18 protein-coding genes are annotated in these 22,176 nt (G+C 74.1%); 8 read left to right on the forward strand and 10 right to left on the reverse strand.

The annotated features are described in order from the left end of the window. The first annotated feature begins 203 nt into the window (after positions 1 to 203). The 3 genes from ACLJPL_RS10395 (at position 204) to ACLJPL_RS10405 (ending at position 2,930) form a co-directional block, all read left to right on the forward strand. Positions 204 to 1,139, forward strand: coding sequence for a DUF1996 domain-containing protein (locus tag ACLJPL_RS10395; protein ID WP_411080463.1), 936 nt, complete (start codon positions 204 to 206; stop codon positions 1,137 to 1,139). 95 nt (positions 1,140 to 1,234) lie between these two features. Further along, positions 1,235 to 1,834, forward strand: a complete 600-nt coding sequence (locus ACLJPL_RS10400; protein WP_411080464.1) for a DUF305 domain-containing protein — start codon at positions 1,235 to 1,237, stop codon at positions 1,832 to 1,834. Positions 1,835 to 1,880: 46 nt separating this feature from the next. Beyond that, entirely contained in the window at positions 1,881 to 2,930 is a 1,050-nt protein-coding gene (locus ACLJPL_RS10405) for a LacI family DNA-binding transcriptional regulator (RefSeq protein WP_411080465.1), read from the forward strand. Between the two features lie 164 nt (positions 2,931 to 3,094). Here ACLJPL_RS10405 and ACLJPL_RS10410 read toward each other — a convergent pair whose 3' ends face one another. After that, positions 3,095 to 5,335: an alkaline phosphatase family protein gene (locus tag ACLJPL_RS10410; protein ID WP_411080541.1), complete on the reverse strand. Its 2,241-nt coding sequence runs from the start codon at positions 5,333 to 5,335 to the stop codon at positions 3,095 to 3,097. A gap of 295 nt (positions 5,336 to 5,630) precedes the next feature. On the opposite strand from ACLJPL_RS10410, the gene ACLJPL_RS10415 reads away from it, so the two are divergent. Together ACLJPL_RS10415 and ACLJPL_RS10420 are read left to right on the forward strand one after the other, a co-directional pair. Further along, entirely contained in the window at positions 5,631 to 6,413 is a 783-nt protein-coding gene (locus ACLJPL_RS10415; RefSeq protein ID WP_411080466.1) for an MBL fold metallo-hydrolase, read from the forward strand. Further along, positions 6,410 to 7,060 (forward strand): DedA family protein, encoded by a 651-nt coding sequence (locus ACLJPL_RS10420; protein ID WP_411080467.1) that lies wholly within the window; start codon positions 6,410 to 6,412, stop codon positions 7,058 to 7,060. Before ACLJPL_RS10415 ends, ACLJPL_RS10420 begins: the two co-directional genes overlap by 4 nt. A gap of 84 nt (positions 7,061 to 7,144) precedes the next feature. On the opposite strand, the gene ACLJPL_RS10425 is transcribed toward ACLJPL_RS10420, so the two are convergent. Beyond that, positions 7,145 to 8,224 carry an MBL fold metallo-hydrolase gene (locus tag ACLJPL_RS10425; protein ID WP_411080468.1) on the reverse strand — a complete coding sequence of 360 codons (1,080 nt, stop codon included), beginning with the start codon at positions 8,222 to 8,224 and terminating at the stop codon, positions 7,145 to 7,147. A gap of 50 nt (positions 8,225 to 8,274) precedes the next feature. After that, positions 8,275 to 9,480 carry an aminotransferase class I/II-fold pyridoxal phosphate-dependent enzyme gene (locus ACLJPL_RS10430; protein ID WP_411080469.1) on the reverse strand — a complete coding sequence of 402 codons (1,206 nt, stop codon included), beginning with the start codon at positions 9,478 to 9,480 and terminating at the stop codon, positions 8,275 to 8,277. A 460-nt stretch (positions 9,481 to 9,940) separates the two neighbouring features. Between ACLJPL_RS10430 and ACLJPL_RS10435 the strand changes: the two genes are divergently transcribed. The 3 genes from ACLJPL_RS10435 (at position 9,941) to ACLJPL_RS10445 (ending at position 12,952) form a co-directional block, all read left to right on the forward strand. After that, entirely contained in the window at positions 9,941 to 11,446 is a 1,506-nt protein-coding gene (locus ACLJPL_RS10435; protein ID WP_411080470.1) for a bifunctional phosphatase PAP2/diacylglycerol kinase family protein, read from the forward strand. 179 nt (positions 11,447 to 11,625) lie between these two features. After that, entirely contained in the window at positions 11,626 to 12,435 is an 810-nt protein-coding gene (locus ACLJPL_RS10440; RefSeq protein ID WP_411080471.1) for a class I SAM-dependent methyltransferase, read from the forward strand. Between the two features lie 163 nt (positions 12,436 to 12,598). Beyond that, positions 12,599 to 12,952, forward strand: coding sequence for a VOC family protein (locus tag ACLJPL_RS10445; protein ID WP_411080472.1), 354 nt, complete (start codon positions 12,599 to 12,601; stop codon positions 12,950 to 12,952). Positions 12,953 to 13,014: 62 nt separating this feature from the next. On the opposite strand, the gene ACLJPL_RS10450 is transcribed toward ACLJPL_RS10445, so the two are convergent. The 7 genes from ACLJPL_RS10450 to ACLJPL_RS10480 all read right to left on the reverse strand — a co-directional run bounded on the left by ACLJPL_RS10450 (position 13,015) and on the right by ACLJPL_RS10480 (position 22,092). Next, entirely contained in the window at positions 13,015 to 13,911 is an 897-nt protein-coding gene (locus ACLJPL_RS10450; protein WP_411080473.1) for an arginase family protein, read from the reverse strand. Between the two features lie 103 nt (positions 13,912 to 14,014). Next, positions 14,015 to 14,653, reverse strand: coding sequence for a GNAT family N-acetyltransferase (locus ACLJPL_RS10455; protein WP_411080474.1), 639 nt, complete (start codon positions 14,651 to 14,653; stop codon positions 14,015 to 14,017). Positions 14,654 to 14,726: 73 nt separating this feature from the next. Next, positions 14,727 to 16,484, reverse strand: coding sequence for a CocE/NonD family hydrolase (locus tag ACLJPL_RS10460; protein WP_411080475.1), 1,758 nt, complete (start codon positions 16,482 to 16,484; stop codon positions 14,727 to 14,729). 349 nt (positions 16,485 to 16,833) lie between these two features. Then, positions 16,834 to 17,805: an LD-carboxypeptidase gene (locus tag ACLJPL_RS10465; protein WP_411080476.1), complete on the reverse strand. Its 972-nt coding sequence runs from the start codon at positions 17,803 to 17,805 to the stop codon at positions 16,834 to 16,836. Next, complete coding sequence (locus ACLJPL_RS10470; RefSeq protein ID WP_411080477.1) at positions 17,802 to 19,817, reverse strand: S9 family peptidase; 2,016 nt, start codon at positions 19,815 to 19,817, stop codon at positions 17,802 to 17,804. The genes ACLJPL_RS10465 and ACLJPL_RS10470 overlap by 4 nt, the downstream gene beginning before the upstream one ends. A gap of 105 nt (positions 19,818 to 19,922) precedes the next feature. After that, positions 19,923 to 21,266, reverse strand: coding sequence for a M20/M25/M40 family metallo-hydrolase (locus ACLJPL_RS10475; RefSeq protein ID WP_411080478.1), 1,344 nt, complete (start codon positions 21,264 to 21,266; stop codon positions 19,923 to 19,925). Continuing rightward, a complete protein-coding gene (locus ACLJPL_RS10480; protein WP_411080479.1) occupies positions 21,259 to 22,092 on the reverse strand; it encodes a M55 family metallopeptidase in 834 nt (277 codons plus the stop codon). The genes ACLJPL_RS10475 and ACLJPL_RS10480 overlap by 8 nt, the downstream gene beginning before the upstream one ends. Between the last annotated feature and the right edge of the window lie 84 nt (positions 22,093 to 22,176).

Below are 22,176 nucleotides of genomic sequence, written 5' to 3' on the forward strand. Positions count from 1 at the left end.
GCCGAACCCGACAACGTACGCGAGCACATCCCCTTCCTTGAGGAGAGCGCTCTCCAAGTCAATCGCCCTCAACTTGGTTCTTAAGCCCGTTAGTTGCCGCTCTTGCTCATTCTCTTGACATGCACAGACAGCACTTCTACGTTCCACTGAGAGAGCGCTCTCTACCCCCATCGAGGAATCCCCCACTTCCGAACAGGAGTGCCGTGCTCTTCCGAAATCGACGCAGTCCCGAACACCGCCGCCAACGCTCCCCCCGGACCTGGCGCTACAGAGTCGCCGGGCTCGCCGCCGCAGCCCTCGCCCTCTCCCTCGTACAGGCCAACGTCGGCAACGCCATGGCCGACCGCGCCGCCGCCGAGGCCGCCCCCGAGGCCGCCGACGTGGTGCGGGTGGCCGAGTTCCTGGCGGAGTGCCCGTACACCCACCGGGCCCCCGACGACCCGATCGTCTTCCCGGGCCTGCCGGGCGCCTCCCACATGCACAGCTTCTTCGGCAACGACACCACGAACGCCCACTCCGACCTGGCCTCGCTGGAGAAGGGCCGCACCTCCTGCTCGCCCGACACCGACCTCTCCTCCTACTGGGTGCCCACCCTGTACGACGGGGACCGGGAGGTGGAGCCCACCGGGACCACGTTCTACTACCTGGGCGAAGGCGTCCGCGACGACGTCATCCGGCAGATCAAGCCCTTCCCCCGGGGCCTGCGCATCGTGGCGGGCAACGCGAAGGCGACCGGCCCGCAGGACAACACGATCGCCCGCTGGTCGTGCCTGCACGCCGGTGAGGTCAACCCCTCGCAGAACTTCGTGAACTGTCCGCCCGGCACGATGCTGGAGTCCTACCTCGACTTCCCGCAGTGCTGGAACGGCACGGACCTCGACTCGGCCGACCACAAGAGCCACATGGCCTACCCCGTGGCCGGCGCCTGCCCGTCGACGCACCCGGTCCCGGTGCCCAAGCTCCGTCAGGTGCTGCGTTATCCGGTCAACGGCGACCCGGCCCGTTTCCGGCTCGCGTCGGGCCCCGGCTACACGATGCACGGCGACTTCTTCAACGTATGGCCGGAGCAGGAGATGGCGCAGCGTGTACGCGACTGCATCAACGCCATCGTGAAGTGCGGCTTCGACGGCACTCCCTGACGGTACGTCACCGATTCAACCGTCCAACGGCGTCCGCCCCGGAGCTCCGGCTCCGGGGCGGCGCCCTCCCCCCGCCGCCTTGTGCAGGACACCCCATGAGACGCTCCGCCCCACCCAAGCCCCCTGTCGTGCTGGGCATGTTGGCCCTCCTGGCTCTGCTGGGCCTCACCGCCTCGGCCGGCTGCTCCTCCCCCACGGAGCCCGCGACGGCCTCCGCCACAGCCGCACCCTCCGCGTCCACCGACGCCGCCCCCACCGACGCCGCCTGGGTCCAGTTGATGACGCCGATGAACGAGAAGGCGGTGGCCCTGCTCGCCCTCGCCGCCGACCGGGCCGCCGAACCCCGGTTGCGGGCCTTCGCGACGCGGCTCCGCAGCGCGCAGGAGGGCGAACTCGGGCGGCTGCGGCCCCTGCTGGCCCGGATGGGGCTGCCCGACACCGATGTGCACGCGGGCCACGACATGCCCGGCATGGTGACCGAACAGGACCTCGAAGCGGCGGAGGCGGCCGAGGGAGCGGCCTTCGACCGGCTCCTCCTGGCCCGGATCCGCGACCATCTGCGGCAGTCCGCACAGGTGTCGCGATCCGAGATCGCCGCGGGCGAGAGAGCCGACGCCAAACGGCTGGCCGCCGCCCTGGTCACGGCGCGCGAGGCCGCGCTCACCGAGCTGGAAGGGCTCCCGGTGGCCGGGTAACCCCTCCGCTGACCCGGCGCGCTGGGCTGCGGGTATAAAGGGCTGCATGACAGCCGAAGTGGAGCCGCCCGTACGCCCGACCTTGGAGGACGTGGCGGCCGTGGCCGGTGTCTCGCGGGCCACCGTGTCCCGGGTGATCAACGGTGCCACCACGGTGGACCCCGCCCTGCGCACCGTGGTCGAGGAGGCGGTGGCGACCACCGGCTACGTGCCCAACCGGGCCGCGCGCTCGCTGGTGACCCGGCGGACCGACTCGGTGGCGCTGGTGATCTCGGAGCGCGAACGGCGGCCTGTCTCCGAGCCGTTCGCGGGCCGGATGTTCTCCGACCCCTATTTCGGCCGGGTCGTCAGCGGGCTCCTGGAAGTGCTGCGCCCGGCCGGCATCCAGCTGGTGCTGATGCTGGCCGACGACGAGACGTCCCGGAACCAGTTGCTCTCCTACCTCCGCCACGGCCATGTCGACGGCGTCGTGCTGGTCACCTCGCACGCGGACGACCCGCTGCCCGGCCTGCTCCAGGACACCCGGCTGCCCGCCGTCCTCGCGGGCCGCCCGCCGCGTCCGTCGTCGCTGGCCTATGTGGAGGTCGATCAGCAGGCCGGGGCGCGGCTGGCGGCCGACCACCTGGCCGCGCTGGGCCGACGCCGCATCGGCACCGTCTCCGGTCCGCAGGACAGGCCCGCCGGGCAGGTCCGGCTCTCGGGATTCCTGGAGGCGCTCGCCGCGCACGGCATCGAGGACGTGGCCTGCGCCGAGGGGGACTTCACGCATCTGGGCGGCGCGGCGGCGATGCGGCGGCTGCTGGCGGAACAGCCCGGCCTGGACGGGGTGTTCATCGCCTCGGACCTGATGGCGCTGGGCGCGCTCCCGGTGCTGCTGCGGGCGGGCCGCGATGTACCGTCCGATGTGGCGGTGGTCGGCTTCGACGACAGCAGCGCGGCCGCCGCCTGCGACCCGCCGCTCACCACGGTGCGGCAGCCGGTGGAGGAGATGGCGGCGGAGATGGCCCGGCTGCTGCTGAAGCAGATCGGCGGGCCCGGCGGGCCGTCGCCCTCCGTGGTGTTCCCGCCGACGCTGGTACGGCGGCAGTCGGCCTGAGCCGTGCGCTCAGCAGCACACCCGGCCACGCCGCACACCGGCCGCACACCCAGCCGTGCACTGACCCGCGTACGGAATTGCGTACGGAATTGCGTACGGAATTACGTGGGGGGGGCGACCCGGCCGCCAGGGCCCGGCCGCCGGAGCCTGGCCGCCCGGGGTCCTCAGCCCCCCGTGCCCGGCGCGTCGGGGAGCGGAAGTTCGCTGAGGACCGGAGGGGTCCGCGCGGCCGGGGCCCGTCCGTGATCCGTCGCGGCGACCGGGCCCTCCCCCGGGATCCGCCCCGCCGCCCCCTCCCCCGGGAACGGCTCGTCCGCCTGGGCCGCGCCCGTGAAGCCCTCGGCCCGCACCGGCACCTGCGGGCCGGAGAACTCGGCCAGCCATCGGTTCAGCACCCGGTGCACCGCCTCCGCGCCCACCAGACCGCCGCCCGGCGGCGTCGCGGCGTGAGCGCCGTCGGCCGACTCGGCGGCGACGATGTCGAGGGGGTCCGTCATCCCGCGCGGCCAGAGCAGGAACGGCCGGGACTGTTCGCCGCCCAGACCGCCGTGGGAGCCGATCTGCTCCTCGAAGGCGTGCACCGCGCCGGTTGCGGGGTCGTACATGGAGTTGACCATCACATCGGCGACGTGCGGGAAGGTGTCGGTACGCCGTACGGCGGCCGCCGCCCCGACTCCGTACACCGCGAGCGGGCCCTCGCCGTCCGCCAGTTCGTCGACCGGGACCTCGGCCCCGCCCGGCCCGAGCACCACGGAGCCGTGCTCCTCGCTGCGTACGAGGAGGAAGCCGACCCCCGGGTGGTTGGCGAGCGTGGAGAGCAGCGCCGGGTGGCGGCGGTCGATCTGCTCGCGCGAGGCGCGCCCCTCGACGTCGGGGAACGAGATCAGCCCGAGGTTGCCGGAGGCCAGCACGATCGGGTCGGAGGGCTTCGCCGGGTGCTCCGCCTCCCGTACCTCCTCCTCGGGCGGGCGGTGCAGGGCGATCCGTACCGCGTCACGCGCTTCGGAGACGCTGTGCGTGCCGCGTGCGCGGCGCGGCACCGGCAGGCCGCAGCCCGCCCGCACCAGGTCCTTGAGCGTCAGCCCGTACTTCCCGGCGAAGGTCTCGCCGGGGCTCTGGCCGTGGTCGGAGAGGAGCACGATGCGGTACGTACGCGGGGTGTGGTCGGCGATCTTGGCGATCAGCGCGAGCGAGCGGTCCAGGCGTTCGAGGACCTTCTCGGCGTCGCGGCTGTGCGGGCCCGAGTGGTGGGCGACCTCGTCGTAGGCGACCAGGTCCGCGTAGACGGCGGTGCGTCCGGCGAACATGTCGCCGATGACGGCGGCGACCACCACATCGCGCTCCACGACGGTGGCGAAGGCCCGGATGAAGGGGTAGAGGCCGCCGCGCTTGACCCGGGGGGTGACCTTCCGGACGCGGGCCCGGGTCGACTGGCCGATCTCGCGGCCGACCTCGGCGGCGAACGAGAGGGCGGTGCGGACGGCGTTGGCCGGGTCGGAGAAGTAGGCGAAATAGCCCGAGCGGGAGCGGCGGCCCTTGCCGCGCCGGGCGGCCATGGACAGGACCAGGGCGAGCTGGCCCGCGCCGCCGCTGAAGAGGTTGCCGCGGCTCGCGCCGTCCACGGTGAGCAGGCCGCCGTCCCGGGTGCGGGCGATGGCGCGGCGCTGCATCTCCAGGGCGCTGGCGGGGCGGCTGGAGACCATGACGGTGCGGGTCTCCTTCTCGTACCAGCGGAAGGCGGGGATGTCGTGGTTGGAGCCGTGCAGGATGGCGAGCTGGCTGGCTCCGGTCTGGCTGGACCAGTCGGTGCGCCAAGGGGTGAGGCGGTGTCCGGTGGAGTCCGCGAGCCAGCCCGCGACGGTCGGCATGAGCCCGGCGGCCGCCGCCTTGACCAGGACGTCGTGGCCGACGCCGTCAAGCTGGAGGAAGACGGTGCCGGGCGGTCCGTCGCGGTCCGGTCCCAGGGTGTCCGGGGAACCGCGCCGGCGGCGGCGGTCGGCGAGGCGGGAGAGCCTGCGGCGGTACGCCTCGTCGTCGCGGACGGCTAGTGCGGTGGAGGTGGCGGAGGCGACGGCGGACATCACGGCGGCGACGAGGACCGCGGTCTCCGGGGCGGCTTCCCCACGCCCGTACGGGATGAGGCGCACCGCTATCAGCAGCAGCGAACCGTTGAGGAAGAAGACCAGCGCGCCCATGACGAGCGCGGGGACGATGAGCAGGGCCCGGACCAGGACCGGCCACACCAGCGCGGAGAGCAGGCCGAACGCGCCCGCGCCCCAGGCCGCCGTGAAGGCGGTGCGGGTGATGGTGTCGCCGTCGTCGGACTGGAGCTGGAAGTCGGGCAGGATGCCGGCGAGCGCGAGCATGGTGAGGGTGGACACCGCCCAGACCGCGACGACCCGCATCAGCGCGCCGCCCGCCGTCCGCCATCCCGGCGTACGCCATCGCGGCGCACGCCGTCTCCGCTCGTCCACGCCGGTCCACCTCACGCCTTCTCCACCGCGGGCCCGCTCGTCACGACCCCGCTCCCCAGCCTTTCACAGCGTCGGCCCCGGTCAGCGGCCGTCCTGTGGGAGCGCCGGGGGCGCTTAGGCTCGTACCGGCGGCGCTTTCCCCGTACGGGTGGTTTTCCCCGTACGGGTGTGCGCGGGCCGCTTCGGGGCATGGGGTCGCGGAGGCTCGGCGAGGAGGAGGCGGGACGTGCCGGTGGAGGTCACCTGGTGGGGTCATGCCACCTGCACGATCGAGGACTCAGGGGTACGCGTGCTGACCGACCCCCTGTTCGTACGGCGCTTCGCTCATCTGCGCCGCCGTCGCGGCGAGGTTCCGCCGCCGCAGGCCGCGTGCGCCGATGTGGTGCTCGTCTCGCATCTGCACTCCGACCATCTGCACCTGCCCTCGCTCTCCCGTCTCGCCCCCGGCACCCGGCTGATCGTGCCGAGCGGCGCGACGGCGGCCGTGCCGGGGCTGCGGACGTTGCGCCGCAGGCGGCAGCTGATCGTCGACGAGGTGCGGGCGGGCGACGGGGTGCGGGTGGGCGAGGTCCGGGTGCGGGCCGTTCCGGCGCTCCACGACGGGCGACGGCTCCCGGTCGGGCCGCACCGGGCGCCCGCGCTCGGTTACGTGGTCGAGGGCGAGGCCCGTACGTACTTCGCCGGGGACACCGGCCTCTACGACGAGATGGCCGACGCCGTGGGCGCGGTGGACGTGGCGCTGCTGCCGGTGGGCGGCTGGGGCCCGTATCTCGGGCACGGCCATCTGGACCCGGCCCGCGCCGCCGAGGCGCTGACCCTGCTGGAGCCGCGCTCGGCGGTGCCGGTGCACTACGGCACGTACTGGCCGATCGGTCTGGACGGGGTGCGGCCGCACGAGTTCCACGGGCCGGGCGACGAGTTCGTCCGGCAGGCCGGCCTGCGGGCCCCCGAGGTGGCGGTGCACCTGCTGTCCCACGGCGAGCGGGTCCGGCCGGAGGCCGGCCGGTGATCGAGGAGCTCCAGGCGGTGGTGCGGGAGCTGCCCACCGAGTCGACCCAGCAGGCCGTGGGCTACCCGACGCTGTTCCTCCTGGTGGCCCTGGGGTCGCTGGTGCCGGTGATTCCGACGGGGGCGCTGGTGAGTTCGGCGGCGGTGGTGGCGTTCCACCAGACGTCGCCGTTCTCGCTGCTCTTCGTCTTCGCGGTCGCCTCGTCGGCGGCGTTCCTGGGGGATGTCTGCCTGTACTGGCTGGGGCAGCGCGGGGTGCGTTCCGAGCACGGTTCGAAGTGGCTGGAGGCGCTCACCCGGCGGGCCGCGCCGGAGCGGCTGGCCCAGGCGCGGGAGAAGCTGGACACGCGCGGCGGGACGGTGCTGGTGCTGTCCCGGCTGGTGCCGGCCGGGCGGATCCCGGTGATGCTGGCCTGTCTGCTGGGCAAGATGCCGCTGAAGACGTTCGCCCGGGGCGACGTTCCGGCGTGCCTGGCCTGGGCGGCGACGTACCAGCTGATCGGGATACTGGGCGGTTCGCTCTTCCCGGAGCCCTGGCAGGGCGTGCTCGCGGCGGTCGTGCTGACCGTGGTGATCAGCGGGGCCCCGGCGGTGTGGCGGCGACTGCGCGCACGGTTCGGCCACGGGACGGGCGAGGCCGCGGGGTAGGGCCGTGCGGTGGGCGCTCCGACCGGTTGACCCGGCGCGGTGGGCGCGTCCGACGCCGCGGGGTGAGGCCGTGCGATGGGCGTCCTACGGTGTGCCCAGGGTGCGGGAAGCGCCGATCGGGAGGTCCCAGAGCCGGTCGCGGGGGTGTCCGGCCCGTTGCCAGGCGGTACGCAGCCGGGCCAGCGGTTCCAGGACCGGTTCGGCCGAGAGCAGGAAGGTCGCCCAGTGCATCGGCGCCATGGCACGGGCGCCGAGATCCTCGTACGCCCGTACGGCCTCCTCCGGGTCGGTGTGCACGTCGGCGAGCCACCAGCGGGGCTCGTACGCGCCGATCGGGAGGATGGCCAGGTCGAGGGCGGGGTGGCGGCGGGCGATCTCGGCGAACCAGTGCCCGTACCCGCTGTCCCCGGCGAAGTAGATCCGCCGCCCCTGACCTCTGTGTTCGCCCAACACCCAGCCTCCCCACAGGGAGCGGCAGGTGTCGGTGAGGGTGCGCTTGGACCAGTGGTGGGAGGGGACGAAGTCGAAGCGGACGCCGTCCAGCTCGGCGCCCTCCCACCAGTCCAGCTCGGTGACGCGGCGGAAGCGGCGGCGCCGGCACCAGCCGCCGAGCCCGGCGGGGACGAACAGCGGGGTGTCTCGCGGGAGCCGGCGCAGGGTCGGGGCGTCGAGGTGGTCGTAGTGGTTGTGGCTGATCACCACCGCGTCGATACGGGGCAGCCGCGCCCAGGGGACGCCGGGCGGGGTGATCCGGGCCGGGGTGCCGAGGATGCGCCGGGACCAGACGGGGTCGGTGAGGACGGTGAGGCCGCCGATGCGGACGATCCAGCTGGCGTGTCCGGCCCAGGTGACGGTGGTGCCGGCGGTGGGCAGGGGCTCGGGGGCGTACGGGAGGCGGGAGATGGAGCGCAGGCCCTCGGCGTTGGGCCGCAGGGCACGCTCCCGGGCCAGCCGGGTCATGCCCCGGACGCCGGGGAGGGGCGCGGTCAGGCGGTCGGCGAAGCTGTGGGGCCAGGACCGGACCTCGCCGAGGGGACGGGTGAGCGGCGGTGGGGCGGTGGGGTCGGGGGCCTTCCCCACGACGACCGGGTTCGCGGCTGCCCGGCCTGTCGCGTCCGTGCCCGTGCGGCCGTCCGGGTGGGCGTGCTCGGTCTGATCCGTCATGGGCAGGCTCCTGTCGGGAGTCTCGCGTGCTCACAACAACTCACCGCAGCTCACCGCAACTCGCCGAAGGCCGCTGCGAACATGCTGAGCGCCCGCGCGACATGCGGCAATTCCAGGGGCTCCGGCGCGGTGAGGGACTGCGTCCGCTCCTCGGGCGTCGCCCCCAGCAGGGGCCCGGTGCCCAGCCGTACGCGGAGTGCGCCCAGTTCGTCCCCGAAGCGATGGCCGCCCGGGGTCGGCGCGCCGAGCCGGTCGGTGAGGTACTCCTCCAGCTCCATGGAGTCCGTGACGCCCAGGTCCGCCAGCCGGGGGCGGAGCGGGCCGAGGTCCGCGTACAGGTGCCGGCCCGCCTGCGGGGGCCGGGCCAGGGCGCCGGAGGTGAGGACCGCGCGGTGGGCGGCGGCGGCCACCGCGGCCTGGAGCTGCGCCGCCTGCCGGACCCTCTCCCGTACGGCTTCGGGCTCTCCGAGGGCGTGGGCGGCGGCGGGCGCCAGCGGTCCGGCGACCAGTGCGCCGAGCGCGGTCAGGACGTCCAGCGTGCGGGCCCGGCGCACGGCGGCCGCTTCGGTGTCCGGGAAGCGGGCGACGGCGACCGGCCAGGCGGCGGGGGTGAGCCCGCCGGACAGGTCGCTGACGACCGTGACGTCGTCGTGGCACATCTCGGCGGGGCTGAGCAGGACCGTGTCGCGGGGGCGGTGCACGGTGTCGCGCCAGGTCTCGTCGCTGATGATGTGCATCCCCTCGCCGACCGCCGCCTCGCACGCCTCCCGGACCAGCTCGGGCGGGGCGACCGTGGCGGTGGGGTCGTCGGCGACGGAGAGCACCAGGAGCCGCGGGCGGCCGCCTTCGGCGCGTACCCGGCGCACGGTCTCCAGCAGGGCGTACGGGTCGGGCACTCCGCCGCATTCGGCCGGGGTCGGCACCTGGTAGGCGGGGCGGCCGAGCAGCCGGGCCTGCGGCATCCAGGTGGCGGGGCAGGGGCGCGGCATGAGGACGTCGCCGTCGTGCGCGGCGATCAGCGCGAGGAGAAGCGGCTGGGCTCCGGGGGCCGCCACGACGCTCTCGGGTGCGCCGTGCAGCCCTCGCCGGTCCCAGTAGGCACAGGCCGCCTCGCGCAGGGCCGGGCCGCCGCCGGGCGGTTCGGGGCGGGTGCGCCCGGCGGCGGCGGCCAGGACGGCGGTGAGCTCCGGGAGGACGGGGAGGCCGGGATCGGGGGCGGGCGGCCCGTAGCGGACGGGCCCGTGGTCCTCGTGCATTCCGGTCCTCCTCCACCGTCACCGCCCGCGCCCCGCGAACGCCGCCACCGCTCGCACGTCCCGGCGTCCGCCGCCGGTTCCCCCCGCCGGGCGCGAGGGCCCCGCGCAGGGCCCTCGCGGCTCAAGGCGCTCCCAGGGCCCTTTATACGGAGGTTCGGCCCGAGCCGCCCGCCCAATCGCGCACGCCGGAGGGCCGGGCTGCGCCCGCGCGAAGGCCGGTGGCCGGTCACCTGCCGCCTCCGGGAGGGCCGGTGGCCGGTCACCTGCGCCCTCGGGAGGGCTGGTGGCCGCTGCATCGGGGGGCGGCGTCACCCCGACCGTTCCGCCGGTCGTGGGGGGCACCCGGAGGTGCGGTGTCACCTGCGCCGTTCCGCCGGTCGTGGGCGGCGCGTGGTGCGGGTCTCAGCGCGCCTGCTGGTTCAGCGGCGACCTGCCGGGTATTCGCTGAGCCATGTCGTCCATGTCGTCATCGAACATCCCGTCCTCCGCCCCTTCCACCGCCCGGCTGCGGAGCTGGCTGCAAGGACGGGACCTGGCCGTCTTCCAGAGCGTCGCGGGCCGGCACTGGCCGGGCGCCGACCCGCTGCTGCCCCAGCTGAGCCGGAGCGCCAACCACGGGCTGCTCTGGTTCGGGGCGGCGGCCGGCATCGCGGCCCTCGGCAGCAGCGCGCGGTCGCGCCGGGCCGCGTTGCGCGGGGTCGCGTCCCTGGCGGTGGCCTCGGCGGCGATCAACACGGTCGGCAAGGGCGCGGTGCGCCGGCAGCGGCCGATACTCGATCACGTACCGGTCATGCGGCAGCTGAAGCGGCAGCCGGTGACCACGTCCTTCCCCTCCGGTCACGCGGCCTCCGCCGCCGCCTTCGCCACCGGGGTGGCCCTGGAGTCGAAGGGCTGGGGCGCCGTCATCGCCCCCGTCGCGGTGGCGGTGGCGGCCTCCCGCGTCTACACGGGAGTGCACTATCCGAGCGATGTCCTGGCCGGGGCGGCCCTCGGCGTGGGAGCCGCGTTCGCCCTGCGCGGGGTCGTCCCCACGCGCGGCCAGCTCCCCGCCCCCGGCCGCCCGCCCGGGGAGGCTCCGGCGCTGCCCGGCGGGAAGGACCTCGTGGTGGTGGTGAACCAGGCGTCCGGCACGGCCACCGCGACCGCCGCGATGGTGCGCGAGGCGCTGCCGCTGGCGGAGGTGGTGCAGTGCCCGCCCACCGAGCTGTCCGCCGAGCTGGAGAAGGCGGCGGGCCGGGGTCTGGCCCTGGGCGTGTGCGGGGGCGACGGCACGGTGAACCTGGCGGCGTCCGTCGCGGCGACGCACGGGATGCCACTGGCGGTCTTCCCCGGCGGGACCTTCAACCACTTCGCCTACGACCTGGGCATCGAGACGGTCCAGGACACGGCGGCCGCCCTCACCTCGGGCGATGCCATACGGGCGGACCTGGGCCGGTTCCGGCCCGGCCCGAAGGGCCCGGACGGGGCGGACGGCTACTTCCTCAACGCCTTCAGCCTGGGGGTGTACCCGGAGCTCGTACGGACCCGGGAGCACTGGTCCCCACGGATCGGCGGCTGGCCGGCGGGGGTGCTCGCCGCCTTCCACGTCCTGCGCGGGCAGCGACCCCTGGAGGCCGAACTCCAGGGACGCAGGCGGCCGTTGTGGCTGCTGTTCGTCGGCAACGGGCTCTTCCGGCGCATGGGGCCCGCGCCCGGCCGACGCCACAACCTCGCGGACGGGCTGCTGGACGTCAGGGTGGTGCACGGCGGCCGCACCCCGGGCCTGCGGCTGCTGGCCGCGGCGGCGGCCGGGCCCCTGACCCGCTCCCCCGCGCACGCGGCGGTACGGCGACGCCGGGTGCGGATCGCCGGTCTGAGGCCGGGGACGCCCTACGCGTACGACGGTGAAGTGGCCCGCTCCGGAACCGAGTTGCTGATCGACAAACTGCCCGAGGCGCTGACGGTCTACTGTCCGATGCCCGTCTAGCCGGTCCGGGGAGGCACGGGAAGGTCCACCGCCACACCGTGACAGCCGTCCGCATCGCAAGACGCCCATCTCACCATCCGGCACGACGGCGTACGGTGGCCGAACGGTCGCACGGCCCGACCGCCGTACGCACGCGTGCGCGTGGACCTGCGCGTGAACGTGAGAGAGGACGTACCGCCATGCCGAAAGAGACCGCCGTCTACACCCACGGCCACCATGAGTCGGTGCTGCGCTCGCACCGCTGGCGGACCGCCGCCAACTCGGCGGGCTATCTGCTCGGCGAACTCCGCCCCGGCCTGGCGGTGCTGGACGTCGGCTGCGGACCCGGGACCATCACCGCCGACCTGGCCGCCCTCATCGCGCCGGGCCGGGTGACGGCCGTGGACACCACCCCCGGCATCCTGGAGCAGGCGGCCGCCGTTGCTGCCGAACGCGGCCTGGAGAACGTCGAGTTCGCCGTCGCCGATGTGCACGCGCTGGACTTCCCCGACGACTCCTTCGACGTGGTCCACGCCCATCAGGTGCTCCAGCATGTCGGCGACCCGGTCCAGGCGCTGCGCGAGATGCGCCGCGTCTGCCGGCCCGGCGGGGTGGTCGCGGCGCGCGACAGCGACTACGCGGCGATGGCCTGGTACCCGGAGACGCCCGGGATGTCCGAGTGGCTGGAGGTGTACCGCCGGGTGGCCCGCGCCAACGGCGGCGAGCCGGACGCCGGGCGGAAGCTGCTCTCCTGGGCCCGGGAGGCCGGGTTCACCGACATCACCCCCACCGCGGCCGCCTGGTGCTTCGCCACCCCGGAGAGCCGCGCCTGGTGGAGCGGGCTGTGGGCGGACCGTACGACGGACTCGGTCTACGCCGAACTGGCGGTACGGGGCGGCCATGTGAGCACCGAGCGGCTGACGGCCATCGCCGCGACCTGGCGCGCCTGGGGCGAGGAGGGCGACGGCTGGTTCATGGTCCCGCACGGCGAGGTGCTGTGCCGGGGGTGAGCGCCGCCCTGTTCCGGCGGGTCTACCGGTCTGCCGGTCTGCCGGTCTGTGGCTCTATGGATCTGCCGGTCTGCGGGTCCGTGGGTCTGCGGGTCTGCGCGTCCGTGGGTCTGCGGATCCGAATCGATCACGCCGGCGGCGGACGCCAACTACCCTTTTGCGCATGGAGATCCTGGGAACCACGCTGCGTATCTGCGTCGACGACCTGGAGGCCGCGGTGGCCTTCTACGAGGGGCTGACGGGCACACCCGCCCTGCGCTTCGAGCGCGGCGGGGTGTCGGTCGCCGCCATCGGCTGCTTCCTGCTGATGAGCGGGCCGGAGTCGGAGTTGGAGGTGTTGCGCAAGGTCAGCGCGACCATCGCCGTCAAGGACGTCGACGAGGCGAACGCGGCGCTGACCCGGGCGGGCGCCCGGATCGTCGCCGGTCCGGTGCCCACCCCCGCCGGGCGCAACCTCATCGCGCTGCACCCGGACGGGTCGGTCTTCGAATACGTGGACCGCAAGATCGCGGTCTGACCGCCCGCCCGGCCCGCCGTCCGACCGGCCGGCCCGCCCCCCGGTCGGACGGGGCCGACCGGTCAGGCCGGTGAGAGGGCTCCGACGACGAGGTCGGTGAGCAGGGCGCCCGCGGTGCCGTCCGGGTCGAGATCCGGGTCGTAGATGGTGACGTTGATCCCGACGCAGCGCGGGGACGAGACCAACGTACGCAGCAGCGGGGCGAGTTCCTCGGGCAGAAGGCCCCCGTCGTCCGGGCTGTCGACGGCGGGCATGATGCTCGGGTCGAGGACGTCGGCGTCCAGGTGGACCCAGTAGCCGTCGAGCGCCGGGGTGTCCAGGCTCTCCACGGTGGCCCGGGCCAGCTCGGCGGCTCCCCGCTCCCTGATCTGCCCCACCGTGGCGTTGGAGATCTTCAGGGCGGCCAGCTCGGCCTGGTCCTCGTCGTCGTCCCGCATGCCGAAGAGGCGGACGTCCTCGTCCTTGAGGTAGGGCCGGAGCCCTTCGAGGTCGCTGAGGTCCGCCTGGCCGCGCCCGGTGGAGATCGCCAGCTCCTCCCCGCCCGCGGCCCCGACCCCCTCGCTGTTGCCGACGTGCCGGAAGTCCGCGGACCCGTCGACGGCGACGAGCCCGTACCGTCCCAGGCGGCGCAGGGCGAGGGCGGCCCCGAGCTGGATGGAGCAGTCCCCGCCGAGGACGAGGGCGAATTCTCCCGCCCGTACATGGCCTTCGATGCGGTCGGCGAGGGTGCGGGTGTAGCGGGCGATGGCGGCGGCGTTGAACACGCCGTCGCCGAGCTTCCAGTCCCCGCGGTCGTAGCGCGGCGGCACCACGACTCCGCCCTCCAGCGCGCCGAGGCGCTGCACGATCCGTTGCTCGCGCAGCGCGCCCGCCAGCTTGTAGCAGCCCGGGACGGTGCCGGGGGCGGGGGGCCGGAGCCCCAGGTTGGAGGGGGCGTCGAGGACCACGATGGTACGCATGCGCCCCATCCTCACCGCCGCGCCAGGTGGATTTCAAGGGCTTTCGGCGGGTGGCGGAAGCGCTCGCGGCCCAAAGCCGTCGGTGGCCCCGGCACCTCGCCGCTCAGGAGATCCCGGCCGCCGGGGCGGTGATCGCCCAGCGTTCGTGGTCGCGCCAGACGCCGTCGATGAGGAGGAAGTCCGGCGAGAACCCTTCGAGGCGGAATCCGGCCCGCCGGACCAGGGCGATCGAGGCCGCGTTGCCGGGCTGGATGTTGGCCTCCAGGCGGTGCAGGCCGAGCGGTCCGAACGCCTGGTCCATGACGAGACCGAGGGCCTCGCTCATCAGGCCGCGCCCGGCCGCGTGGGCGAAGGCCCCGTAGCCGAGGGCCCCGCAGCGGAAGCCGCCGAGGACGATGTTGTTGATGTTGATGAACCCGGCGATGGCCCCGTCCGGGCCGGCCGCCCCGCCCGCCCCCGCCGCACCGCGCTCGCCGCCCACGCCGTCCGCCCCGCCCGCCCCGCGCTCGACGACGAGGAAGCCCTCGCGGGACGGGTCCCGGGCGAGGGTCCCGGTGTACGCGGCGTAGGCGTCGGCCCGCTCCGGCGGGAAGAGCCAGGGCCGGTGGTGGGCGCGGCTCTCCCGGGCGCGGGCGGTGAACTCCGCCGCGTCCGCCTCCGTGAAGCGGCGCAGGGCCGTTCTGCGGCCTTCGGCGAGGTACGGGGCGGGCGGCGGCGTCCGGCGACCGTTCGGATCGGGCATCGTCCCAGCGTACGACGGGTGCGGCGCCGTACAGCCGTACAGCCGGACCGAAGGCGGGCGCGGCGGCCCGGCGTCACCCGGCCGGGACCACCGGGAGCTCCAGCACGCCGGTGTCCTCGGGGGCGTGGACGACGGTGACGGGCTTGACGCCCCGGTTGCCGAAGTACGCGGTGTCGCTGGCGGCGATCACGAATTCGAGCCGGTGCCCCTTCTCGTACCGATGGACGATGCCGGGCAGCTCCACCGTGAAGGGCCGGGTGACGTCGGGGACCCGGACCGGCGAGACCAGGCGGTTCACCAGCTTCTTGGTCCCGTCCGGGGCGACGTCGTACACCTTGGCGAAGAGGACGAGCTTGTCGGAGGCGTCCCCGCTGTTCTGGACGCGCTCCGCCTTCGGGGAGACGACCTTCAGGGTGGCCTTCGGAGCGCCGACGACGTCCAGGGGCGCGGTGAGCGGGGCGCTGCGCCAGCCGAGGTAGGTGCCCTTGGTGTCGTACGGCTTCGGGTCGGGCAGCCCGATCAGCGGGGCGATGGAACTCTCCGAATGGCTCGTCGGCACCAGCCAGTTGGTGTACTGGCGGCTGCCGCGGACCACCTTGGCGCGGTTGTCGACCAGCTTGCCGTCGCCGGAGAGGTACATCCTCTGCGAGAGGGCGGGCACGGCGGCCGCGGTGCCGTAACCGCTCTCCCAGGAGCGGTAGTAGGCGAATTCGGGCCCGGTGTCGGTGTCCGTCTTCTTCTGGAGGTACCGGTCGAACCAGGCGAGCACCCGCTTTCCGACGTAGCTGTTCTCCAGATCGCCTTCGCTCAGGTCGAGTTCGCCGGGAGCCTGGCCGCCGCTGTGGCCCCAGGACTGCCAGATCATCTTTGCGGTGCCGCCCTGCGCCTTGAGCGTCTTGTACGTCGCGGTGGCCTCGTTCAGGTTGAACAGGCTGTCGGCCTGGCCCTGGACGATGAGGGTGGGGGCCTTGACCCGGTCGAGGTAGGAGACGGGCGAGACGCCGCGCGCGTAGGCGAGCATCGCGTCGGCCTTGTCGGCCGGATAGCGGCCGGAGTTGAGCAGCTTGATGGTCTCGCACGCCTGGGCGGCGAAGTGCAGGCAGTCCAGCCGGTTGAAGCGGGAGGGGTCCAGGCTCGGGTTCAGCAGCGGCTGCCCCTCGCCGATCAGGTAGAACCCGTTGGTCCACTGCCACTTGAAGACGCCGGGGGTGTCGGAGGTGACCCCGGTGCGCGCCCCGGTGTTGTTGGGGGCGAGGGCGTAGGCGAGGTCGTTCCAGGTGATGAGCGGCACGAGGGCGTCGACGCGGGGGTCGACGGAGGCGGTGGCCAGTTGGATCGCGCCGCCGTAGGAGCCGCCGATCATGCCGACGCGCGGGTCGCCCGCGCCGTCCCGGACGACGTAGTCCGCGCGGGTGCCGTCGTCGGCCGCCCGGGCGCCGCCGAGGAAGTCGAGGAGCCCGGTCGCGGCCTTCCCGTCGATGGCGGGGTCGTCCAGGGTGATCAGGCAGCCGGACCTGCCGAAGCCGAGCCCCGAGTAGACGAGGCCGACATAGCCCCGGGCGGCGACGGCCCTGCCGATGGCGTCGGTCGATCCGTCGGACTTGCTGCCGCCGAAGCCGTTGGTGGCGAGCACGGCGGGGGCGGGGCGGCTCGCGTCGACGCCGGCGGGGCGGTAGAGGTCGGCGTCCACCGTGCAGGAGCGGCCGCCCGCCTCGACGGTGAACTTCAGCGGGGTGACGGTGTACGGGGCGGCCGCGGCGTGGACCGGGCCGGAGAGGACGAGAGGGGCGGCGAGGGCAGCCGCCGCGACCGCGACGAGCGGGTTGCGCAAGCTGGGAACAGCACCTGACACGAAGACCTCCACACCGAGGACACCTTACCGGCCGGTAAGTAATGGGCCGCGCTCATGCTGTGACACGTGTCATAGCCGTGTCAACGCTCAGGACAACGGTTGTTGACGGACCTTCACATGGTGACGGGTGTTCACCTTCGGCGAGTTCACGCGATCGCGCCACCGGACACGCGTACGACCGCGCCACCGGGCGCACGCGTACACCCGTACGCCCGCCCGCACATCAGGACCTCACACACCCGTACGCCGACCTGTATGCCGGGACCTCACACCCGCGCGCCGAGGCCGCGTCCGGTCCCGGCGTACGGGCGAGGTGCGGTCAGAAGGCTTACAGGAGCGCGGGGGCCTCGACGGTCAGCGTGCAACGCCCGCCGTCCGCAGGGGCGTTCAGCACCGCAGGCACCCCCAGCGGGACCGTCAGCGCGATCGGTCCGTGGCCGAAGCCCAGCTCCTCGATCACGGGTATGCCCAGCGGGCCGAAGCGGTCGGCCAGCACCGCGCGGACCTCCTCGTACGGTCCGCAGCCCTGCCAGGAGCCGCACACCACCCCGGCCAGGCCCGCGAGGGAGCCGGAACGCAGCAGCCGGGTGAGGATGCCGTCGAGCCGGTAGGGCTCCTCCCCGGTGTCCTCGATGGCCAGGAGCCGGCCCCGGGCGTCGGTCCGGGCGTGCGGGGTTCCGGCGTCGGCGGCGAGCAGGCTGACGCAACCGCCGTACAGGACCCCCCGGGCCCGGCCGGGGACCAGGGCGAGCGCCGTGTCCAGGCCGAGGGTCAGGACCGTCTCCGGCTCGAAGAGCGTGGCGCGCAGGTGTTCCCGGGTGGCAGGGTCCTTGAGGAACGTCTCGGTGGCCACCATCGGGCCGTGCAGCGTGGCGAATCCCGCCCGCAGCGCGAACGCCTCGTGCAGCACGGTGACATCGCTGTAGCCGACGAACGCCTTGGGTCCGGCGGCCCGGATGGCGGCCCAGTCCAGCAGGTCCACCATCCGGTGCGCGCCGTACCCGCCCCGGGCGCACAGCACGGCGTCCACGGAGGGGTCGCACCACGCGGCCATGAGGTCGGCCGCCCGGTCCGCGTCGGTACCGGCGAGATGGCCCAACTGCGGGTGCACGTCCAGGACATGGGGTCCCACGACGGGTTCGAGGCCCCAGTCACGCAGCACGCCGAGCCCCTCCTCCAGCCGGTCGGCCGGGACGGGCCCGCTGGGAGCGACGACGGCGACCCGCGCCCCGGGGCGCAGCCGGGCCGGCCGTGCCGACGCGTCCGCGCCCGAAGGAGCCGTCGGGCCGCCGGCCGTCACTTCGTCAGCTCCAGCGGCGGCACGTCGGCACGGTCGATACCGAACGTCTGTACGTAGAGGGAGAGTTCGGCCTCCAGTGATCGGACCAGGGACTCCGTCCGCCGGAACCCATGCCCCTCGCCCTCGAACGTGATGTACGCGTGCGGCACCCCCCGCCCCTCGACGGCCGCCAGGAACCGGTCGCACTGCGCGGGCGGGCAGACCTTGTCGTCCAGCCCCTGGAGCAGCAGGAACGGGGCGGTGAGGTGGTCGGTGCGGTTGATCGGCGCGCGTTCGCGGTAGCGCTCGGGCACCTCGGCGGCCGGTCCGATCAGGGACGTCAGGTACTGCGACTCGAAGTCGTGGGTGCCGGACGTCGACCAGCCCTCCAGGTCCAGGACGGGGTAGAGGATCGTCCCGCAGGCGTAGCGGTCGGTGCCGGTGAGCGAGGCGGCGGCGGTCCAGCCGCCCGCGCTGCCGCCCCGGACCGCCAGCCGGCGCGGGTCGGCCGAGCCCTCGGCGACCAGGGCGTCGGCGACGGCCTCGCAGTCCGCCACGTCGACGACGCCCCACTGTTCGCGCAGCCGGTCGCGATAGGCGCGGCCGTAGCCGGTGGAGCCGCCGTAGTCGACGTCCACGACGCCGATGCCGCGCGAGGTGAAGTAGGCGATCTCCAGGTCGAGGACGAGCGGCGCGTGCCCGGTGGGGCCGCCGTGCGCCCACACGACGTACGGCGGGAGTTCGCCCTCGGGCCCGGTGCGGTCGGGGCTGCGCGGCGGGTAGACGTGGGCGTGGATCTCGCGGCCGTCCGGACCGGTGAAGGTCCTCTCCCGCGGCAGGGGGTAGTAGGTCGGGTCGATCGCGTCGTGGTGGGCGGAGCCGACGACGCGGGTATGCCCGGTCGCGGTGTCCAGTTCGACGACCTCGTGGCGGGTGCTCGGGCTCGCGGCGACGCCGACGACCCGGCTGCCGTGCACGGCGAGGGTGTCGGACCAGGCCGTCCAGGGCCCCGGCACATCGGCGAGTTCGCCGGTCTCCGGGTCGAGGATGCCCAGGCGCTGGGAGCCCTTGCCGTGCAGGACGGCGATCAGCCCGTTCTCCAGCGGATGGAACCAGCGCAGCCCGATCTTCCACAGCGGCCCGCCGAACTCCTCGCCCCGGGGCGGCAGAAGGCGGCTGCTGGGCATCACACCCCCGGCCACGGCGTCGGGGCGGATGCGCTGGAGCTCCCACCAGCCGGCGAGGTCGGAGACGAACAGGAGGCTGCCGTCGCGGGCCCACTCCACCTGGCACACCGACTCGTCGACATCGCCCACCAGGGGCCGTACGCCGGTGAATTCGCCGGACTCGGTGATGTCCGCGTGCATCACCACCGTGCCGTCCCACGGCATACGGGGGTGGTCCCAGGCGATCCAGGCGGCCCGGCGCCCGTCGTGGGAGACGCGGGGTCCGGTGACGAACCGGTGCCGGTCGTCGGAGAGTTCACGCACCGCCGTACGGTCGTCGGCGGCCGAGCCGTCCAGCGGTACGGCGGCGACGACGCGGCGCACATCGGTCGGCGCGGGCCCGGTGAACTCCTCCAGCACGCACCACACTTCGCCCTGCTCGCCCTGTTCCAGGCGCAGTTGCGGGTCCACCCAGCGCAGTCCGTCGCCGGTGTCCGAGACCGGGGTGAGCGGCCGGGGCGCGTCGGGCCCGTCCGGGGCGTACGCGTACAGCCGCTGGTCGGGGAAGTGCACGAACACCACGAGCGGCCCGCCCTCCTCGCGCACCGCGCCCGCCCAGGGCGCTCCCCCGTACTCGATCACCCGGCTGCGGGCGTTCCACGGGGCGGGCAGCACGGCGGCGGTGGTCCCGTCCGGGCGGCGGCGCACCAGGGCGCGCCGGCCGCCCTCGGCGGGGCGCGGCTCGGTCCACCACACCTCGTCGCCGATGGTGCCGAGGTGGTCGGGACGGCCGTCGTGCGAGGCGGCGAGCGCCGCGTCGATCGGTGACGGCCACGAGCCGTACGGGGCTGCGGGCACGGTGTTCACGGTGGAGGTCCCCCCTGGGTCCGGTCGGACGGTACGGGTCGGGCGGTGCTGGTCAGGCGGTGCTGGTCGAGCGGACGCGGGCGCCGGACGGGCGCGCGGGGCCGGTCAGGCGGTGCGCAGGTAGTGGTCGAGGACGCGGACGCCGAAGTGGAGGGCGTCGACGGGGACGCGCTCGTCGACGCCGTGGAACAGCGCCTGGTAGTCGAAGCCCGGGGGCAGCTTCAGCGGCGAGAAGCCGTAGCCGGTGATGCCGAGCCGGGAGAACTGCTTGGCGTCGGTGCCGCCCGACATGCAGTACGGCACGGTGTGCCCTTCGGGGTCGAACTTCTCGACGGCGGCGCGGAGTTTGGCGTACGTCGGTGAGTCGACCGGGGCCTGGAGGGCGACCTCGCGGTGGTCGTACTCCCAGGAGACGTCGGGTCCGGTGAGCCGGTCCAGGGTGTCGCGGAACTCGTCCTCGCCGCCGGGGACCGTACGGCCGTCGATGTAGGCGGTGGCGTGGCTGGGGATCACGTTGACCTTGTAACCGGCTTCCAGCATCGTCGGGTTGCTGCTGTTGCGGACGGTGTTCTCGACGAGGGCGGCGGCCGGGCCGAGCTTGCCGAGGAGCTGGGCCACGTCGAAGCCGGGCTCGTCCAGGTCGACGGTGATGCCGTGCAGGGCGGCGATCTCGGTGATCGCGGCGCGCACGGTCGGGGTGAGCCGGATCGGCCACTCGTGCGCGCCGATCCGGGCGACGGCGGCGGCCAGTGCGCTCACCGCGTTGGCCCGGTTGACCTTGGAACCGTGTCCGGCGCGGCCCTCGGCGGTCAGCTTCAGCCAGCCGGTGCCGCGCTCGCCCGCCGCGATCGGGTAGAGGGAGAGGCCGTGCCCGGCGTGGAAGGTGAACGCGCCGGACTCGCTGATGCCCTCCGTACACCCCTCGAAGAGGTCCGCGTGCCGGCCGGCGAGGAAGCCCGAGCCGTCCTCGGCGCTGGCCTCCTCGTCGGCGGTGTAGGCGATGACGATGTCGCGGCGGGGGCGGAACCCCTCGCGGGCCCAGCCCCGTACGACGGCGAGGACCATCGCGTCCATGTTCTTCATGTCGACGGCCCCGCGCCCCCACACCACCCCGTCGCGGACCTCGCCGGAGAAGGGGTGCACGGTCCAGTCGGCGGGTTCGGCGGGCACCACGTCCAGGTGGCCGTGGACGAGCAGCGCGTCGGCGGACGGGTCGGAGCCGGGGATCCGGGCGACGACGTTGGTCCGGCCGGGGGTCCGCTCCAGCAGCGTCGGTTCGATCCCGGCGGCGGCCAGTCGCTCGGCGACGTACTCGGCGGCGGGGCGCTCCCGGCAGTCGCCGCCGCCCCGGTTGGTGGTGTCGATCCGGATGAGCTCGGAGGTGAACGTCACCACCTCGTCGAGTGCCTGCCGGTCCACGGGTCCGAGCGGGTCGGTGGCCTCAGCCATATTGTTCCTCCACGGCGGACGACACGATGGTCGTCACCGCCTTGAACGTGCGGATACCTTCGTACATCGTCCCGCTGGTGTAGGCGACGCGCCTCTCGCCGCTCGGCGCGACGCCGGGCACCACGGTCGCCGCCGCTGCCAGATGCTCGGCGTCGAACTCCAGCTCCACCGTGTGCGTCCCGCCGGTCACCGGGGTCTGCCGGACGGCGAGCGCGGTGGCCTCCCGCGCCGCCGCCCGGATGTCGGCGGCCGTACGGGCGGGGGTGCGGCACACGGCCGCGTACCGCGATACGTAGTCCTTGACCGCGACCTTGCGGGCCCCGGGAGCATAGCCCTCGGCGTCCTCGCAGGTCAGATCGTCGCCGGTGACGAGGACGACGGGAACGCCGTACTCGGCGGCGACGTGCGCGTTGAGCAGACCCTCACTGGCGCGGACGCCGTCGAGCCAGACGCCGGTGATGGAGTTGGCGAGGTAGGTGTGGGCGAGGACGCCCTCCGTACCGGCCCCGGTGTGATAGCCGAGGAAGGCCACGCCGTCCACGTCGCCGTGCTGGATCCCCTCGACCATGGAGAGCGACTTGTGCCGGCCGGTGAGCATCTGGACCCGGTCGTCCAGCCGCTCCAGCAGCAGGTTGCGCATCGACCAGTGGGCCTCGTTGATCAGGACCTCGTCCGCGCCGCCGTCGTAGAACCCGAGCGCCGCCGCGTTCACGTCCGAGGTGAACATCGGCCGGCAGCGCTCCCACTGCGGGGTGCCCGGCAGCACGTCGGCCGGCCAGGTCACTCCGGTGGCGCCCTCCATGTCGGCGCTGATGAGGATCTTCATGCCGCCACACCGTACGCCCCGGCGGCGGGCTCGGCCAGGGAGGGGCCCCCTGCCACCGGTCCAGCCCACTGAAGGTCCCCCCAA

Source organism: Streptomyces sp. cmx-18-6, assembly GCF_046548915.1.
Lineage (GTDB): Bacteria > Actinomycetota > Actinomycetes > Streptomycetales > Streptomycetaceae > Streptomyces.